This window comes from Amycolatopsis sp. NPDC054798 (assembly GCF_053611505.1).
Window position 1 is genome coordinate 1 of the sequence record NZ_JBSHAM010000130.1, and the last position, 18,140, is coordinate 18,140.

Annotated in this window: 13 protein-coding genes; 1 reads left to right on the forward strand and 12 read right to left on the reverse strand. The window is 70.0% G+C overall.

From position 1 onward, the window contains the following. Positions 1-184 precede the first annotated feature (184 nt). Positions 185-1,567: a replication-associated recombination protein A gene (locus ACWGIC_RS40885; protein ID WP_452081325.1), complete on the reverse strand. Its 1,383-nt coding sequence runs from the start codon at positions 1,565-1,567 to the stop codon at positions 185-187. 78 nt (positions 1,568-1,645) lie between these two features. On the opposite strand from ACWGIC_RS40885, the gene ACWGIC_RS40890 reads away from it, so the two are divergent. Continuing rightward, positions 1,646-2,401 carry a metallophosphoesterase family protein gene (locus ACWGIC_RS40890; protein WP_452081326.1) on the forward strand — a complete coding sequence of 252 codons (756 nt, stop codon included), beginning with the start codon at positions 1,646-1,648 and terminating at the stop codon, positions 2,399-2,401. Here ACWGIC_RS40890 and ACWGIC_RS40895 read toward each other — a convergent pair. From ACWGIC_RS40895 to ACWGIC_RS40945, 11 genes are all read right to left on the reverse strand, one after another. Beyond that, complete coding sequence (locus ACWGIC_RS40895) at positions 2,367-3,227, reverse strand: SGNH/GDSL hydrolase family protein (protein WP_452081327.1); 861 nt, start codon at positions 3,225-3,227, stop codon at positions 2,367-2,369. The two genes, ACWGIC_RS40890 and ACWGIC_RS40895, sit on opposite strands and share 35 nt — an antisense overlap. Before the next feature lie 419 nt (positions 3,228-3,646). Then, positions 3,647-4,834 carry a phosphotransferase gene (locus ACWGIC_RS40900; RefSeq protein WP_452081328.1) on the reverse strand — a complete coding sequence of 396 codons (1,188 nt, stop codon included), beginning with the start codon at positions 4,832-4,834 and terminating at the stop codon, positions 3,647-3,649. A gap of 69 nt (positions 4,835-4,903) precedes the next feature. After that, positions 4,904-5,845, reverse strand: a complete 942-nt coding sequence (locus ACWGIC_RS40905) for a DUF389 domain-containing protein (protein ID WP_452081329.1) — start codon at positions 5,843-5,845, stop codon at positions 4,904-4,906. Between the two features lie 53 nt (positions 5,846-5,898). Next, positions 5,899-7,695, reverse strand: coding sequence for an aspartate--tRNA ligase (aspS, locus tag ACWGIC_RS40910; RefSeq protein WP_452081330.1), 1,797 nt, complete (start codon positions 7,693-7,695; stop codon positions 5,899-5,901). Between the two features lie 639 nt (positions 7,696-8,334). Next, a complete protein-coding gene (locus ACWGIC_RS40915; protein ID WP_452081331.1) occupies positions 8,335-10,272 on the reverse strand; it encodes an intein-containing Rv2578c family radical SAM protein in 1,938 nt (645 codons plus the stop codon). A gap of 57 nt (positions 10,273-10,329) precedes the next feature. Beyond that, positions 10,330-11,742 carry a Si-specific NAD(P)(+) transhydrogenase gene (sthA, locus tag ACWGIC_RS40920; RefSeq protein WP_452081332.1) on the reverse strand — a complete coding sequence of 471 codons (1,413 nt, stop codon included), beginning with the start codon at positions 11,740-11,742 and terminating at the stop codon, positions 10,330-10,332. Positions 11,743-11,781: 39 nt separating this feature from the next. Next, on the reverse strand, positions 11,782-13,095 hold the full coding sequence (locus ACWGIC_RS40925; protein ID WP_452081333.1) for a glutamine synthetase: 1,314 nt from the start codon (positions 13,093-13,095) through the stop codon (positions 11,782-11,784). Then, positions 13,092-14,885 carry an IucA/IucC family protein gene (locus tag ACWGIC_RS40930; RefSeq protein WP_452081334.1) on the reverse strand — a complete coding sequence of 598 codons (1,794 nt, stop codon included), beginning with the start codon at positions 14,883-14,885 and terminating at the stop codon, positions 13,092-13,094. The genes ACWGIC_RS40925 and ACWGIC_RS40930 overlap by 4 nt, the downstream gene beginning before the upstream one ends. Next, on the reverse strand, positions 14,882-16,174 hold the full coding sequence (locus ACWGIC_RS40935; RefSeq protein ID WP_452081335.1) for a lysine N(6)-hydroxylase/L-ornithine N(5)-oxygenase family protein: 1,293 nt from the start codon (positions 16,172-16,174) through the stop codon (positions 14,882-14,884). The genes ACWGIC_RS40930 and ACWGIC_RS40935 overlap by 4 nt, the downstream gene beginning before the upstream one ends. Further along, positions 16,171-17,664, reverse strand: coding sequence for a pyridoxal phosphate-dependent decarboxylase family protein (locus ACWGIC_RS40940; protein WP_452081336.1), 1,494 nt, complete (start codon positions 17,662-17,664; stop codon positions 16,171-16,173). Before ACWGIC_RS40940 ends, ACWGIC_RS40935 begins: the two co-directional genes overlap by 4 nt. A 271-nt stretch (positions 17,665-17,935) precedes the next feature. Further along, the coding region (locus tag ACWGIC_RS40945; protein ID WP_452081337.1) for a hypothetical protein at positions 17,936-18,140 on the reverse strand (205 nt) is incomplete at its 5' end.

The window sequence follows — 18,140 nt, forward strand, 5'->3', positions numbered from 1 at the left end:
AGCCAAAAATGCGGGAGGAGGGTGCTTGTCAAGGCATCTTTCCCGCCTTGACAAGCACCCTCCTCCCGTCATCACAATCGGCTTCGGGGTGCCCCACGAGAGCCCGGCGCAATGTCGCCGCCAGGCGACGAGCCGACGGGGCAGCAGGGCTTGCGTACCGAACTTCACTCAGCCGCCAGGACACTCACCCCTGCCGCTCCCCCCGAATAGTCCGCCGCAACCGCGGCACCCGCTCCGCCAGCGTCCGCTCCCCACCACGCTGCGTAGGCTCGTAATAATCCCGCCCAACCAGCTCGTCCGGCGGATACTGCTGAGCCAGCACCCCCTCCGGCACGTTGTGCGGATACCGATACCCCTGCGCATTGCCCAACTGCTTCGCCCCCGCGTAGTGCCCGTCCCGCAAATGCGGCGGCACAGTCCCGATCGCCCCCTTGCGAACGTCGCTCAACGCACTGTCAATCGCCGTGACCACAGCATTCGACTTAGGCGCGGTCGCCAGATGGATCGTCGCCTGCGCCAACGCGAGCCGCCCCTCCGGCATCCCGATGAACTGCACCGCGTGGGCCGCCGCCACCGCCGCCTGCAACGCGGTCGGATCCGCGAGCCCGACGTCCTCGCTCGCGTGCACCACCAACCGCCGCGCGAGGAACCTCGGGTCCTCCCCCGCCTCGATCATCCGCGCCAGATAGTGCAACGCCGCGTCGACGTCCGACCCGCGGATCGACTTGATGAACGCGCTGATCACGTCGTAGTGCTGATCGCCGTCGCGGTCGTACCGCACCGCCGCTTTGTCCACTGTGGACTCGACCACGGCGAGATCGATCGTCTTGTTCTCCGTGGCGGACGCAGCGTCCGCGGCCGCCTCCAGCGCGGTGAGCGCGCGGCGCGCGTCACCTCCGGCAAGCCGGACGAGGTGCGCCTGCGCGTCGTCAGTCAGGGTGAGTTCGCCGCCGAGGCCGCGCTCATCGGTCAACGCGCGCTCCAGCACGGCGACGATGTCGTCGTCGGTGAGCGGGCGCAGTTGCAGCACCAGAGACCGCGACAGCAGCGGTGACACCACCGAGAACGACGGGTTCTCCGTGGTCGCCGCCACGAGCAGCACCGTGCGGTCCTCGACCGCGCCGAGCAGCGCGTCCTGCTGGGTCTTGGAGAACCGGTGCACCTCGTCGATGAACAGGACGGTGTTCTCGGTGTTGTACTGCCGGCGCCGCCGAGCCTCCTCGATGACGCCGCGCACCTCCTTGACGCCCGCCGACAGCGCGGACATCGCGACGAACCGGCGTCCGGTGGCGATCGACACCAGGTTCGCCAGCGTCGTCTTGCCGGTGCCGGGCGGGCCGTAGAGCAGCACGGACGCCGGGGCGGCCCCCTCGACCAGCCGGCGCAGCGGAGCCCCTTCCCGCAGCAGGTGCTGCTGGCCGACCACCTCGTCGAGCGTGCGCGGCCGCATCCGGACCGCGAGCGGCGACGTCGCCGGGTCGGCCTGCGGTTCGGCCTGGTTCGCTCCGGAGGGTTCCGGCGGCGGCCCCACGTCGGGGTTCACCGTGAAGAGTTCGTCCTGTGCCACACCGACGACGGTATCCGACCACCCCGACAATCCCGCTCGCCCGGCCCCGCAGCACCGCCGGAGGGGCAGACTGGGGCGATGGTCTCCTCGGTCGCGGTGTTGTCCGACATCCACGGCGTGCTGCCCGCGCTCGACGCGGTCCTCGCCGAACCCGACGTCCAGGCTGCCGATCTCGTCGTCCTGTGCGGCGACCTCGCGGCCGGGCCGCTGCCCCGGCAGACGCTCGACCGGCTGGTTTCGCTCGGCGAGCACGCGGTGTGGGTGCGCGGAAACGCGGATCGCGAACTCGTCACGCTCGCGCGCGGCGGCACGACGAAGATCCCCGACCCGATCGCTCCGTGGGCGGCCGAGCAGCTGCGACCGGCTCAGGTGGCGCTGCTCGACGGGTTGCCGTTGACGGTGACGCTGGAGATCGACGGGCTCGGCGAAGTGCTGTTCTGCCATGCGACTCCGCGTGATGACGAAGAGGTCGCGCTCGTGGACAGCCCGTTGTCTCGGTGGGCCGAAGTCCTGGACGGCGTCACCGCGGAAACGGTGGTGTGCGGGCATACCCACATGCCGTTTCTCCGGCTGGCCGACCGGTGCCGGATCGTGAACCCGGGCAGCGTCGGAATGCCTTACGGCACAACGGGTGCGCACTGGGCACGGCTCGGTCCCGGGGTCGAATTGCGGCGTACCGCCTACGACGTGGAGGCCGTTTGCCGGGAGTTGGCGCAGACGTCGGAGTATCCCGGAATTGACGGCTGGAACAACGATTACGTGCGGAACCCGGCGTCGGATGCGGAGGCGTTGCGGGTGTTCAGCCCACGCGCTCGCGAAACGAGCGCCACATGATGACCGCGGCGTAAGGCAGGAATTCGCGGCCGCGACGCCACAGCCACGGCACGCCCTTCGCGACCAGCCAGCCGAAGTGCGCGGCTGCGCTTGGCTCGACTCCGCCGGAGCACGTGAGGCTCACCGGCTCTGGCACCGCGAAACCGGCTGCGGCGACGAGGTTTGTGAAGCCTTGCGCGAGCAGGCGATGGCCCAGTTCGGAGGGGTGCAGGCGGTCGACGCTCCACACGGTGAGGTCGTAGGCGCCGGGCAGAGTGTCCAGGTTCAGGCAGGCGATGCCTTCGGTTTCCACTACGCGGTCGATTGCCTCGTTCAGTTCGGCGACGCGGGCGCTCAGGGCCCGCTTCAGCGACGGCGGGAGGCGGAAAACCTTGCTGTGGTCGTGGAAACGCACTGGCAGGACGGTGGTTCCGACCGCGGTCAGCTCGCGGACGACGGCGGTGAGGTCGGCGGCGACGCGGTCCGGGTCGAAGTCCGGGCGGAGGGTGTCGTTCATGCCGACCACGACCAGGGCGACGTCTGGGCGGTGAGCGAGGGCTTGAGGGAGCTGTTCGGTGCGTACGCAGGACATGCGGGCACCGGTGAAGGAGGGGTTCAGGTAGCCGTCTTCGGTGATGCCCAGTGCTTCCGCGACCAAGGGGCCTACGCCGCGCCATCCGCCTCGGTTGGGGAGGGGGTCGCCTAGTCCTACTGCGGTGGAGTCGCCTAGGACTGCCAGGCGGGTTGCTTGGCGGGGGGTTGGGCGGGGGGTCGGTGGGGTTGGGAGCTGGGCGGGTTCCGGGGCTGGGGTGACTCCGACGCTGATCACGGTCACGTCCAAGACCATCCGGTATTGAGGCTCACCGCTGGTGATGGGGAGGTAACGCGGTATGGACGGAGGTGGGAACTTCCGGTACCGAGGGTCTGGTTTGGGGTGGTCTGTCTGCTCGTCGCCTGGCGGCGACATTGCGCCCGGGTGAGTTGGGGGCACCCCGAAGCCCAGTGTGCTGACGGTTCGGGGGTGGTTGCCTGGGTTTCTTTGGGCGTGGTGGCGGAGGTTTAGGGAGTGGGGCTAGCGCCCCAATGCCACATTCGGTGCGTGCGGACAACCGGGGGGCGGTCCGTGAAGGGCTCCTTGAGGGAATCTGTGTCCGTGAAGGGGCCCCTCACGGACCAGCGAGGGACGTGAGGGGAACCCGGAAGGAATCAGAGGGCGTGAAGGTGGCCCTCACGGCACCTAGGGGCCGTGAGAGGCCTCGCCACCGGTCAGCGGAAGGCGGGGTAGAAGGCCAGGTCGGCGTGCGGGCCCAGGCGGGCGGCAAGTGCGGCGGCGACTCGGGTGGAGTGTTCGGCTACCTCGGTCAGGCGTGAGTAGCCGGCGTGCCTTGCCAGTTCGCGCCACCACGTGACCAGGGCGGCCTCGCGGCTGACGGGGGTGGCGTGCCTGCGCAGGTTCAGGCTCGGGAGCAGGTCTCGGGTGATTTGCCAGACTTGCAGCATTTCGCTGATGGTGAGTTGCTTCGCCAGTTCGATGTCGTCGGCGAAGGCGGGCCATACGTCAACGATTTCGGCTCGCCAGGCGGCGATCATCGCCTCGCTCATGCCTGCGGGGAGTGCCATCGCGCGCGGGTCCGAAACGAACGGCAGCCGCAGGCAGGAGGCGTCTACCAGAGCGGTGCGGACGCGGCCGCGTTCGAAGTCCAGGAAGCGGACGCCCGAGCCGGTGACCAGGTTGTTTTCCGGGGTCAGTTCGACCGGGCTGAAGGCTCGGAAGGCTGCTGAGCGCGCTTGGGCGACGGCCTCGGCGATGCGTTCGCGCACTGCTTCGGGGACGGGCACGTCGAGCAGTTCGGAGAGGAGTTCTTCGACGTCATCGGCTAGACCGGCTAGGCCGTCGCTGTCGGTTCGCACGGGGCCGCCCAGGCGGCGCAGCAGGGCGTTGAAATCGGCTTCGCGGCTCGCGGTGCTCGCGTGCAGGCGGCCCAGCGAGCGGGCCCAGGACAGCAGGGCGCGTTCGGCTGCCCGGGAGTCGCGGGCGGTCAGCTTGTCGTGCAGGGTGGGCGCGCGGCCCAGGTCTTCGATCACCAGCACGCGGTCGCCGCCGTCGTGGGCGAGGAGTTCCGGGCACATTCGCTCGTCCGGAGCCAGTGCGGTGAACAGCTGGTAGCTGACGGCTTCCTGGGCGAACGGATCGACCCGGCCGGGTTCCGGCGGATCCGGGTAGTGCTTGACCACCAGGGTGCGCGGAAGCGCGAACGAGGAGGACACGACCCTCGCCCGGACGACCGTCGCCGGTCCGCTTCCGGAGAGGTGTTCGGGCGAGACCAGCGTGATCGCGCTCCCGAACCGGCGCGTGAGCACCGCCTCGCCCGCCGCGACGGCCGCGGCGACTGCGAGTTCCCCGGCTTCCGCCCGGACTCCGGCGTCGCCGGCGGAAGAGGTGTCGACTGTCATTGTCACCGACCCTACTCGTGACTGAGCAACCATGACCACAACGTTCCGGGCGCCGGGACGCGCCCGGAATCACCCACGGGAAAGCGGACGCGACAACGCGGCGGAACGTTGCTTGCGCCGGCGAAGTATCAGCACAATGGCCGCAGCAAGAACGATTCCGAAGAGGTTGACCAGCAGCTGCAGCACCGAAAAACCGGCCCGGTCCCACCGTCCGGCGACCGCCGCCACCATCGCGTAGCCGGCCGCGGGAACCGTCGTCACCGAAATGAACACGCCGACGAGCGCGGCCGATTTCGCCGACGTCATCGCGAGCATTCCGGCCGCCCCGGCGAGCAATGCCACCACGAACGACGCGGGCCCGACCTGGTATACGAAATCCACCTGGTGGTTGTTGACGATCACGTGCGGATCGAAAAGGTCGGCCGAGCTGCCGAGCAGCACGCCGAGCAGCGTGATCGCCATCGCCACCGGGAATCCGCCCGCCAGCGCGACCCCGGCCCGGCGCACGAGGTCCCAGCGGCGCAGCACCACGCCGACCGCGATCGCGGCGAGCGGACCGAACTCCGGGCCGACCACCATCGCGCCGACGATCGTGACCGACGAGTCGGTGAGCACGCCGACCGCGGCCAGCAGGCACGCGAAGGCGAGAAACGCCTGGAACGTGGCGTTCCACCGCGATTCCTCGCCAGTGCGGCCGAGCAGTTCCTGCCACACGACCGCGTCCGCGCCCTCGCCAGGAGCGGCTTCCTCGGCCGCGTCGGCGGCATCGGACAGCGCTGTGTCCAGCGATTCCATGGTGATGCCGCCGCTGCGGTCGAGACCGAGCGTGCACAGTGCGTCGACGATCTCGTCGGCCGCTTCCCGCGCGACGTCCGCCTCGATGAGGTCGCCCTCAGGCGAGACGGACGCCCCGCGGTGCACGATCAGATGCGCCGCGCCCGGGTGGGTGCGCAGCACCTCCAGCGTCTCGTCAGTGCGCTCCGCCGGGCAAATCGCCCTGAGATGCAGCACTCAGCCCACCCCGCCCCGACAGCCGCCCTCGACGGACACGCTGCGCGCGGCCACTACTTCTCCTGGGCGGCAGCCGGTTTGTTCTGCGGGACAGCCGGTTTCGCGTCGATCCCGGCTTCCTTGCGCTGCTGCGCGGTGATCGGCGCGGGCGCGGCGGTGAGCGGGTCGTAGCCGCCGCCGGTCTTCGGGAACGCGATCACGTCGCGCAGCGAATCGGCCTTGGCCAGCAGCATCACGATGCGGTCCCAGCCGAACGCGATGCCGCCGTGCGGGGGCGCGCCGAACTGGAACGCTTCGAGCAGGAAGCCGAACTTCTCCTGCGCTTCCTCCTCGCCGAGACCCATCAGCGCGAACACGCGCTTCTGGACGTCCTCGCGGTGGATACGGATCGAGCCGCCGCCGATCTCGTTGCCGTTGCAGACGAGGTCGTAGGCGTAGGCGAGCGCGTTGCCCGGGTCCTGCTCGAACTTGTCGATCCACTCCGGCGTCGGCGAGGTGAACGCGTGGTGCACGGCGGTCCACTTGCCGGAGCCGACCGCGACGTCGTCGCCGATGTCCTCGACCGGCGCGAACAGCGGCGCGTCCACGACCCACACGAACGACCAGGCGTCCTCGTCGATCAGCCCGAGCCGGCGGCCGATCTCGTCGCGCGCGGCGCCGAGCAGCGGCTGCGCGGCGGACACCTTGCCCGCGGCGAAGAAGATGCAGTCGCCGGGCTTCGCGCCAGCGGCTTCCGCGACGTTCGCGCGCTCGGTCTCGGACAGGTTCTTGGCGACCGGGCCGCCGAGCGTGCCGTCCTCGTTGACCAGGACGTACGCCAGGCCCTTCGCGCCGCGCTGCTTCGCCCACTCCTGCCAGGCGTCAAGCTGACGGCGCGGCTGCGAGGCCCCGCCCGCCATGACGACCGCGCCGACGTACGGGGCCTGGAAGACCCGGAACGGGGTGTCGGAGAAGAAGTCGGTGAGTTCGGTGATCTCGAGGTCGAAGCGCAGGTCCGGCTTGTCGGAGCCGTACTTCGCCATCGACTCGCGGTAGGTGATGCGCGGGATCGGGGCGGCGATCTCGTGGCCGATCAGCTTCCAGAGCGCCTTCACGATCGCTTCGCCGACCGCGATGACGTCGTCCTGCTCGACGAAGCTCATCTCGATGTCGAGCTGGGTGAACTCCGGCTGGCGGTCGGCGCGGAAGTCCTCGTCGCGGTAGCAGCGGGCGATCTGGAAGTAGCGTTCCATGCCGCCGACCATGAGCAGCTGCTTGAACAGCTGCGGCGACTGCGGGAGCGCGTACCAGGAGCCGGGCTTGAGCCGCGCGGGCACGAGGAAGTCGCGGGCGCCTTCCGGAGTGGAGCGGGTCATCGTCGGCGTCTCGATCTCGACGAAGTCCTGCGCGTGCAGCACCTCGCGCGCGACGCGGCTGACCTCGCTGCGCAGCCGGATCGCCGACGCCGGCCCGCTGCGGCGCAGGTCGAGGTAGCGGTACTTGAGCCGCACCTCCTCGCCGACGTCGACCCGGTCGTCGATCGGGAACGGCAGCGGAGCGGCCTCGGACAGCACTTCCAGTTCGGTCGCCAGCACTTCGATCTCGCCGGTGGCGATGTCGGGGTTCGCGTTGCCCTCGGGCCGCTTCGACACCTCGCCGACGACCTTCACGCAGAACTCCGACCGCAGCGCGTGCGCGCGCTCGGCCATCTCGCCCTCGCGGAACACGACCTGCGCGACGCCGCTGGCGTCCCGGAGATCGATGAAGATGACTCCGCCGTGATCGCGCCGCCGCGCCACCCAGCCGGTGAGGGTGACGGTCTGACCGGCCTGTCCGGCACGCAGAGTGCCGGCTTGATGAGTGCGGAGCACTGCGACTGCTCTCCCTAGGTCCACGAGGTTCGGTGCGGCTGGTGGTCGGTTGTTCGCCGAGCACGCATTTCGCCGGATACAGAGGCTAACGAACTCGGTGTTGAGGGGTGCGGGCAGGTTTAGGTCGGGCTGGCCGGGGGCGGTTCGGGGCGTGGGGGCCTGGCGGGTGGCTCGGGGTCGTGGGAGTGGACGGGCCGGGGCCGGGTGGGACGGTTCGGGACGCGACGAGGTTGGCGGGCGGTTCGAGGTCGTGGAAGTGGGCGGGCTGGAGCCGGGGTGTGGTGGGTGCGGGTCGGCGGGTGCCGCGCGGCTTGCCGAGATCCGCGGACGGGCGGCCCCCGGGCCCGCCCGTCCGCGCGAAGGAAGGTCCGCCGTCGGACGCGTCGTTCTCCTGGATCGCCGTGCGCGCTCCAGTTCGCTCCGCGGGCAAGAGTTCGTCCACGTCACCGGATTGCCGTCTGGCCCGCGCACGGACGCGGGCAACTCTCCGTCGCCTAGGCAGCGACGGCCCGGCTCCCGGCTCAGCGTGCGGCGACGCACCTCAACGTGGTTCGCCAAAACATGGCCCGCCGAGCCGGGCGGCCACCGCGCGACCCCGGCGAGCGTCGTCTCGTCGAGAACGCCGTCCACACACAACCGTCACAGCAGCCGCAACTGTTCCGCCTCCCCCGCTCGTTGTTCCGGAACCGCCGTCTCCTCCGGCGCGTCCGGCTCCGTCCGCGTCTCCGAATGCGCCCGAGGATCCAACCCATACCGCCGCAGCAGCGGGCCCACCACCGTGGCCAGTCGTTCCCGATAACCCCGGTCGGCGTAGCTTCCTCGCGCGTACAAGCGTCGGTAGCGCGGCACCAGCTCGGGATACTCCCGCTTCAGCCACTCCGCGAACCATTCTCGCGCGCCTGGTCGCAGGTGCAGCGGCAGCACCGTCACCCTGGTCGCCCCGGCTTCGGCCAGTTGGGCGAAGAGCGGGTCGAGTGCCTCGGGCGAATCCGTCAAATACGGCAGCACCGGCGCGACCATCACCGAGCACGGCAACCCCGCCGCGGCCGCCTTGCGGATCAGGTCCAGGCGTGCTCGCGGGGTCGGCGTGCCTGGTTCCAGGCGGCGTTGGAGGTCGCCGTCCAGCAGGGCCAGCGAAACCGCCAAATGCACCGGGACGTCCTTTCCCGCCGATTCCAGCAGCGGCAGGTCGCGGCTCAGCATGGTGCCCTTGGTGAGAATCGACAGCGGCGTCCCGGAGCCGGCGAGGGCGCGGATGATCCCGGGCATCAACCGGTAGCGGCCTTCGACCCGCTGGTACGGGTCGGTGTTCGTGCCCATCGCGACCGGTTCTCGTTGCCAGCTCGGCCGTTTCAGTTGCGCGGCCAGCACTTCCGGGGCGTTGACCTTGACCACGACCTGGGTGTCGAAGTCCCGGCCGGCGTCGAAATCCAGGTACGTGTGGGTGTTCCGGGCGAAGCAGTTGTGCGACACCATCCCGTCGGCGACGAAATCGCTGGTACCGGTGGTGATGTCGAACAGCGGCAGCTCCAGCCCCAGCGGCGCGACGCTCGCGACCGTCCGCCGGACGCCGCCGATCACGGTGCCGTCCAGCGAGCGTTTCCATTCGACCGCCGGGTCGACCAGGTGCAGGAACCGCAGCACTTCTCCGGTGCCGCCGGTGAGCCGTGCTTGCCTGCGACCGGGGTGCTGGCGGTGGCCGACGGTGTCGTAGCTGAAGGAGAACCGGTCCAGTGCGGCGAACAGCATGTCCACCACTTCGTTCTCGTCGTGCGCGATGGAGAGGGTTCCGCGCCGGTAGCCGCCGGCCAGGTCGAACAATCCGGCCAGGAATCCGCGTGCCCAGTGGGCGTCCGGTTCTCTCGGGATTCGCATGAAACCCACGGAAGAACCGAAATCCGGCAGGTACGCCAGCGCTCGCGCGGCCGCGTCGGCTTCCGCGGCGAAACCGCCGGAGCGCAGCATTCCGCAGAGGTACCCGGCGCGGTAGCCGAGCGTGTCGTCCGGCGTGCGCGTGAACCGGCCGCCGCCGACCAGCTCAGTGCCGGGTTCCAGACGCGGTCGTTGCGCGGTGCCGAGTTTGCTGCCAGTGACGTACTTCCAGCCGCGTGCGCTCAGGAACCGGTGGTCCGGTCCGGCGACGATCCGCGTTCCGTCGTCGAGGGTGACGCGGTACGCCGGGCGCACTGTGGTCCAGTGCGCGAGCACCTCGGTGGGCACCAGCCTGCGTGCGACGCCGTGCCCGCGCGTGCCCATGATCCGGTCGCCCACGCGCAGCTCGGCGATCGGCTTCGCACGGCCGTCGGCCATCAGCACCGGCGTATCGCCTTCGAGGCAGTACGTGCACGCGTGCGAACACCCGCGATAAGGATTGACCGACCACCTGAACGGCACCGCGGACGATTCGGGCACCCGGTTCAGCACGGACCGGGCGCGCACCTCGTGAAAGGTGACGCCGCCGAACTCCGGCGCCCGCACCGAGCGCACGACTTCCCCGAAGGCACCGAGTCCGGGGAGTGCCGGCTCCTCCTTCCCCGCTCGCAACTGTTCCCAACGCACCCCTACAGTCGAACACACGTTCTAAAGCACTGTCAAACATATGTTCGAACACCCCTCGAACGAGCGAGGTCCGGTTCAGCCGCCGAACCGCTCCAGGGCGCGGATCTTGTTCGTCGCGTCGAGGGCGGCCACCTTGTACGCCTCGGACAGCGTCGGATAGTTGAAGACCGCGTCCACCAGGTAATCCACCGTCCCGCCACAGCCCATCACCGCCTGGCCGATGTGCACGAGGTCGGTCGCGCCGGTGCCGAACACGTGTACTCCCAGCAACTTCCGGTCCGCCGTCGACACCAGCAGCTTCAACATCCCATAGCTGTCCCCGGAAATCTGGCCGCGAGCCAGCTCCCGGTAGCGCGAGATGCCGACCTCGTACGGCACCGACGACGACGTCAGCTGCGCCTCGGTCGCGCCGACGTACGAGATCTCCGGGATCGTGTAGATCCCGATCGGCTGCAACGCCCCGATGTCGTTCGCCGGTTCGCCGAACGCGTGGTACGCGGCGAGGCGGCCCTGGTCCATCGACGTCGCCGCCAGCGCCGGGAAGCCGATCACGTCGCCGACCGCGTACACGTGCTCGACCGAGGTCCGGTAGTGCTCGTCGACCTCCAGCCTGCCGCGCCGGTCCGCGCTGAGGCCCGCGTTCTCCAGCGCCAGCGCGCTGGTCATGCCCTGGCGGCCGGCCGAGTACATCACCGCGTCCGCCGGGATCCGTTTGCCGCTGACCAGGGTCGTCACGGTGGCCTCGTCGGAGACCGCGACGTCCGCGACCTTCTCCCCGAACCGGAACGTGACGCCGAGGTCGCGCAGCTGGAACTTCAGCGATTCCACGATCTCCGGGTCGCAGAAGTCGAGCATGTGGTCACGCTGCTCGACCACAGTCACCCGCGAACCGAGCGCGGCGAACATCGACGCGTACTCGATCCCGATCACCCCCGCGCCCACCACGACCAGCGACGACGGGATCGTCTCCATCGCCAGGAGCTCGTCCGAGTCGAGCACGCGCGCGGCGTCGAAGTCGACGTGGTCCGGGCGCGCGGGGCGGGTGCCGGTCGCGATCACGACGTAATCGCCGGTGATCGTGCGCCGGTCGCCGCGGTGTTTGCCGTCGACCAGGACGGTGTGCGGATCGGCGAACGAGCCGATGCCGCCGATCAGGTCGACGTGGTTGCGCAGCAGCTGCGCGCGCACCACCTGGACCTCGCGCCCGATGACGTGCTGCGTGCGCGCCATCAAATCCGCGATGGTGATGTCCTGTTTCACCCGGTAGCTGGCGCCGTACAGCTCGCGCTGGTTCATCCCGGTCAGGTACAGCACGGCTTCGCGCAGCGTCTTCGACGGGATGGTGCCCGTGTTGACGCATACGCCGCCGACCATGTCCTGCCGGTCGACGACCGCGACTTTCTTCCCCAGTTTCGCCGCCGCGATGGCGGCTTTCTGCCCTCCCGGGCCCGAGCCGATGACGATGAGGTCGTACTCGTATTCGCTCACCGCCCGAGCCTGCGCATCAGCGCCGGTCAGCGCAAGTCGTCACGAGCGCAAGGAGCCCCGTCGGCGGTGCAGATCGGTGACCGATCCGAGCACCGCGTCGAGTTCCTCCCGCAGCAAGGCGGCCTGCTGTGCGACGACGTCCTCCCCCAGCAACGCCGCGACCCGTCCCTCCTCCAGCAGCTCCAGCGCCTCCCACGGCGACGACGCCAGCTGTCCGCCGAGAGAACCTGCGTCAGGCGGCGACAGCTGTTCGGCGAGACCAGCTGTACCGGCGGCGATCAGCGCGGCGACGACAAGGTGCGGCTGGGCGTCCGCACCCGCGAAGCGGAACTCCAGCCGAGGCGCGGACGGCGTTCCGCACAACCGGATCGACGACGTCCGGTCGTCCGGTCCCCAGCGCAGCTCGCGCGGCGAGAACGGCGCGGTGCGCAGCCGGACGTAGCTGTTCCACGTCGGAGCCCACACCGCGGACAACGCTCGGGCGTCCCGCAGCACTCCGGCCAGAAAAGCGCCCAGCGCGAACGGAAACCCGACCGGTCCGTCTGAAGTGGACAGTGACAGGTGGACGTGGCACGAATTCCCCTGACCGGGTTCCGGCGCGGCCAGATAGTCGGCTTGCGCATCGCGGCGAGCGGCGACCTGCCGAGTCAGCATCTGCAACAGCAACGCGTCATCGCAGGCCGCTAGCGCGTCGCGATGCCGTAGGACGACCTCGTACTGCCCCGGATGACACTCCGCCCGAGCAGATTCCACGCCGAGACCAGCCGTCGCGGACCGCAGATCGGCCAGCAGCGGCGCGAGGCGTTCGGTGCCGCCGAGGGCGTAGTCCACGCCGTGCCCGGTGAGCGGTTTCCCTTCCAGCGTACGGAAAACGACCTCGTGCTCGATCCCGATCGACGGAACCAGCCCGTGCTCCTCCAACCGCGCCAGCTGGGTCCGCAACACTGTCCGCGGCGCGAGCCCGGCCGGTTCGCCGGACGGGAACTCCGCGTCCCCGACCACCGCCCAGGTCTGGTCGCCGAGCGGGAACGCCGTCGCCGCGTCGAGCCGCACGCGCAGGTCGCCGAACCCGCCAAGATACGGCCGCAGCGGGCCGACTTCCGGCAGCGGCTCACGCTCCGGCGTCCACGCGAAGATGTAGCTGCACACGCCGTATCCGCTGTCCAGAACCTCGGCGGCGAACGGTGCAGCCAGCTCGACCGCCGCGAACCGCGCGTGCGGATCGGGCACCAAAAGCACCAGCCGAGCACCGTCCTCGGCCAGTACTCGACGCAGCACCTCCGCAGCCGCTGTGCCCGCTTCAGCGCGCACAGCCAGCGACCGCGGCCCGACCGGACGGTCGAACGGGCTCACCAGGCACCGTCCGGATCGGGCGCGTGCAGCGGGTTCGGCACGCGGCCCCAGCGGACGTCGAACTCGTCGTCGCGTTCCACCTTGTCGAAGCCCTGCCCGGCGAGATGCTCGCGGTTGAGCGTGACCCGCTCGACGTCTGGCGCGAACAGCTGACAAGCGTCGAATCGCTCGGCCACGTCGGGGTTTTCGGTGCGGTAGCGGCCGACCACCTCGCGCACCAACGCCCAGAAGTCGCCGCGCGCCAGACCGAGATCGTCCAGCAGCAGTTCCGCCCAGAACCGCAGCTGCCCGGAGAAAACCGAGCTGAACAGCGACTGCGCGAGCAGGTGTGCGGGCCAGCGCAGCATGTCGGCATCGGCGTCCGGCGGGAGGTCCGCGTAGCAAGGAAGTTCCTCGTCCATCAGGTCGACGCCCTGGGCGAAATCCTTGATCGCGACGCGGAGCGGACGGCCGTCCGCGTCCACGACGAGCACGAGATTCTGGCCGTGCGGGCAAAATCCGACCCCATACTGGAGCAGCCAGTGCAGCAACGGTGTGAGCAACAGGTCGAACAGCCGCGACAGCCACGCCTCCGCGCCGTCGCCGGACTGCGTGATCAGCCTGGTCAGCACGGTTTCCCCGGCGACATCGCGATAGGGCAGCGCGGCGAACGAGATCGCCTGCTCCCCGTCGGCGAGCCGGGCGACGAGCGGCTCGCGCCAGAGCGCGCCGAGCGTTTCGTGGAACCGGTACGGCAGTTCCTCCAGCGAGCCGAACAGCGGGTGCTTCACCGAAACGCTCGCGACCTCGCCGAGCAGTTCGAAGCGGTACTTCTCGGACAGCAGCGGGTCGGCCCCGTCGATCCGGCGCAGCCATTCGGTGACCGACGGTCCGGCGAGCGTCGCCGCGGAGTTCAAGCCGCGGTAGACGAGCGTATTGCGCACGGAGACCGCGGTTTTCACGTCGCGACGGTGCGGCCGCGAACGGTTGGCCAGCGTCCGGACCGTCTGATGTGGACGGTAGACGTCGCTGCTCTCGCCCAGTTCGGCCATCCGGCCGGTCGCCAGCTCGGCCGCGTACAAGGTGCCGATGATTTCGTCGGCCTGCCAAGGATGCACCGGCACCCAGAGGTAGTCGGCCAGAGCGCCGAGCTGTGCCGTGCGAGCGGTGAACTCCGCGCGGGTCCGGTCGTCCAGTTCCTCGCGCAGCAAGCTCTCCGCGTCGAGCCCGGCCACGCTGCGGAACTGCGCGAGGTCGCGGTGCACGGCGTACCAGCGCAACCGGATGTCGGCCCCGGACTCGGGCGCGTACCGAGCGCGGTCGCGGGCGGAGAATCCGACCCGGCCTTTGTTGAGCACCAACCGGGGGTGGCCGGTGAGGTGGCCGTCGGCGAGGTTGTAGTCCATCGTGGACAGTGCGGCGGCGGTCGGTGCGCGGAGCAGGCGGGTCGCCTCGTTGGCGACGGTCGAGGTCAGCTCGGCGAGGACGTCGGCCAGCCGGAGGCCGGTGAGACCGAGCTGTTCACGCGCGTCGACGATCAGCGTGCGCGGGTCGTCGGCCGGAGCTTCCGCACCGCGAGCGACCCGGATCGCGCTGCCCGGCAAGACTGTCCACGACTCGAACGCGCCCCGGCGAGCTTCGAAGCGGTACGAAACGTCGCCGGGCAAGTCGAGCTGCCAGCTGCGGTGCCCGGCCCGCGTCGCTTCGCCAGGCTCCGGCACGAGCATCGCTTCGTAGGACAACTCGCCGAGCATTTTGTGCGTGACGAGCGAGCCCGCGGCCCGCCAAGCAGCGTCGTCGGTCAAGATCACTGGTCCTCCGTCTGGTCGAGGCCGAACGTGGTGAACGCGGTCCGCTCAGGCAGGTCGTACACCGGTTTTCCGCAGACCGCGTTGAGAATCGCCGCGGCCCGCCACGCGCCGAGCCCGAGATCCGGCGAGCCGGGGCCGTGCGTGTGGCGTTCCGCGTTCTGCACGAACAACGGTCCCGGCACGTCGAGTTCGACTCGGTAGTCGGAACCGATCACGAGCCGCCCTTGCGCGTCGCGGCGGACCGCTTCGCCCAGCCCCTCCAGCAGCGGCCCGGTCGGCGTTTCCGCATAGCCGGTGGCAGCGACGACGGCGGACGTCCGGTGCGTCGCGGTCGTTCCTTGCTGGACGTGCCGCAGCCCCAACGTGATCCGGTCGTCGACGGTCGCGGACACCACCTCGACACCGGGCGTCAGCACCGCGCCCGGCCAGCCGCCGCCGATGCTCCGGCGGTACAGCTCGTCGTGGATCTCCGCCATGGTCTCGGCGTCGATTCCTTGGTACAGCTGCCATTGCGCCGGGAGGAGCTTGTCGCGGACTGATTCGGGAAGGCCGTGGAAGTACGCTGTGTAGTCCGGGGTGAACTGTTCCAGGCCCAGCTTCGAGTACTCCATCGGCGCGAATGCAGGCGTCCTCGCAAGCCAGCGCAGACCGTCCACAGTGGATCGTGTGCGCAGCAGATCGAGGAACACTTCCGCGCCCGATTGCCCAGAACCGACCACCGTCACCGAATCCGCCGCGATCAGCTCGGCCCGGTGCGTGAGGTAATCAGCGGAATGCAAAGCGAGGACGTCGGGCGCAGAAACCAAGGGCTGCAACGGTTCCGGCACACTCGGCTGCGTGCCGACCCCGAGCACGACCGCCGCGGCCAGCACAGGTTCCGCGCCGCTGACGATCAGCTCGAACGCCTCCTCGCTGTCGATCCACCGCAGCCCGGTGACCTCGTGCCCGAACCGGCACGACGGCAGCCGGTGCGCCGCCCAGCGGCCGTAATCGTCGTACTCGGCGCGCGGAAGGTGGAACCGTTCGGCGAAGTAGAACGGCAGCAACCGGCCGCGTTCGCGCAGGTAGTTGAGGAAGGAATGGCGGTTGGTCGGGTCGACGAGCGTCACCAGGTCGGCGAGAAACGGCACCTGCAGCGTCGCGCCGTCCACGAGCAGGCCCGGGTGCCAGCGGAACTCGGGACGCGCGTCGAACAGCACGACCTCCAGCTGATCGAGCGGATCCGCCAGCGCGGCCAGCGACAGGTTGAACGGCCCGATCCCGACCCCGGCGACGTCGTAGCGCCTCACGAAGCGACCGGGCTTTCCCGCGCGACGGTCGCGCGCAGGTCGGCCGCGACCCCGGCCACCGCGTCGAGCAGCGCGCGGTAGTCGGCGGGTTTGGTGTGCGGGTGCAGGAGAGTGAGCTTGAGCCACAACTGCGCCGCGCCGTCGGGACCGGTCGGCAACGCGCCGCGGCCGATCACCGCGGTCCCGTCCTCCAGCAACGTACGGCGCACCTGCGCGACGAGATCGTCCCCGGCCCTGCCCGGCAACTCGTCCGCTGCCAGCGGCCGGAAGACCACTGTGGACAGTTCGGGCACGCCCCACGACCGCAGCGCCGGATGGTCTTCGATCATCGCGTGCACGCCGGAAGCGTTGGCACAGCAGCGTTCCACGAGCGCACCGATCCCGGACGTGCCGAGCGCGCGCAGCGTGACCGCCATCCGGAACGCGTCCGGACGCCGCGAGGTGCGCAGCGACCGGCCGAGCAGATCGGGCAGCCCGGCTTCGGTGTCGTCGTCGGCGTTCAGGTACTCGGCGCGGACGGTGAGCGCCTGCAAATCGGTCTCCCCGCGCGCGGCGAAGACGCCGGCGGCAACCGGTTGCCACCCGAATTTGTGCAGGTCAAGCGCGACGGAATCGGCTAGCTCCAGACCGGCGACGCGCGAGCGGAGGCTTTCGCTGCGAAGCGCGAGCCCGCCGTACGCCGCGTCGACGTGCAGCCGGGCTCCGGTCCGGCGGCAGATTTCGGCGATGTCCGGCAACGGGTCGATCCGGCCGGTGTTGGTGGTGCCAGCGGTCGCCACGACAACCGCCTGCGCGCCGAGCGGAGCCAACGCCTCAGCCAGCGCGGACGGGACCATCCGGTCGTCCGCGCACGGCACTACGACCGGCGCGGGCAGCCCGAGGAGCCACGCCGCGCGCGCGACGCTGTGGTGCGAATTGGCCCCGCAAACCGGTCGCGTAACAGCGGATTCCCGAGCGAGCAGGAGGCCGAGGAGATTGGATTCGGTGCCGCCGGAGGTGATGACGGCGTCCGGGCGGGCGGCGTCCGGGTAGCAGAGCCGGGCGAGGCCGGTGGTGAACTCGCGCTCGATCTCGCTCGCGACCGGGGCCTGGTCCCAGGAGTCCATGGACGGGTTCAGGGCGGAGGCGACGAGGTCAGCGGCGACGGAGACGGCCAGCGGCGGGCAGTGCAGATGCGCGGCGCACGCCGGGTCGGCCGGATCGGCGGATCCGGCGGCGAGCAGGGCGGAAAGTTCCTCCAAGGCTTGTTCGGCGCCCACTCCGTGCCGCGAGAGCCCGCTTGCGGACTGGGTGCGGGCGAGTGCCGCCGCCACCGCGGCCGGGCCGCCGGCCGGAACCGGGCCGCCGCGTTCCGCCGTGCCCGCCGCCATCCCGCGCAACGCCGCCGGGAGCAGCCGGGCCAGCCGGTCCGCGCCGCCGGAACCACCGGCGAGCCACTCCGCCGAAGCCACGCCGGACGAGGCCGCCGGCGCTGAGGGCGCATCCGCCATGGAACCGCCTTTCTTAGGGTAACCTTGCCTTACCCTGCGCAACAATACGGACACCTACCGACACACCGCACGCGGGGCCTCCTCAGGCCAGAACCGCAGGTCACGTGGCTTTGGCACGAAAAACGGCCGGTGCCCCGCCAAGGGGAGCACCGGCCGTTTCCGGAAGGGATCAGGACGCGAGCACCAGCGCGGTCAGCCCGTTGTCCACATAGGACTGGACCTGCTCGCGACACAATTCGACGCTGCCGTGGAACACGAGCGAATCCACGACCTAGTCCGGGATCACCTCGTTCACCTTCTTCCGCTCGCCCGCAGCCCACGCCTCGCGCATGCCGAACACAGGAACCGCACCATGCCGCAGATACAACTGGCTTAAACCAAGGTTCGTTCTGACCGGACCGAAACGCGGGATCGCGTCGGCGTGTCGAGGAGCAGCGTGCACGGCCCCCCGGGCCGGGCGCGCCGCTCCTCGACAC

Excerpts from the sequence above, each read along its gene's own strand:
- ACWGIC_RS40890 (WP_452081326.1), top strand. The coding sequence starts at position 1,646 with ATGGTCTCCTCGGTCGCGGTGTTGTCCGACATCCACGGCGTGCTGCCC.
- ACWGIC_RS40895 (WP_452081327.1), bottom strand. The coding sequence starts at position 3,227 with ATGGTCTTGGACGTGACCGTGATCAGCGTCGGAGTCACCCCAGCCCCG.
- ACWGIC_RS40900 (WP_452081328.1), bottom strand. The coding sequence starts at position 4,834 with ATGACAGTCGACACCTCTTCCGCCGGCGACGCCGGAGTCCGGGCGGAA.
- ACWGIC_RS40940 (WP_452081336.1), bottom strand. The coding sequence starts at position 17,664 with ATGGCGGATGCGCCCTCAGCGCCGGCGGCCTCGTCCGGCGTGGCTTCG.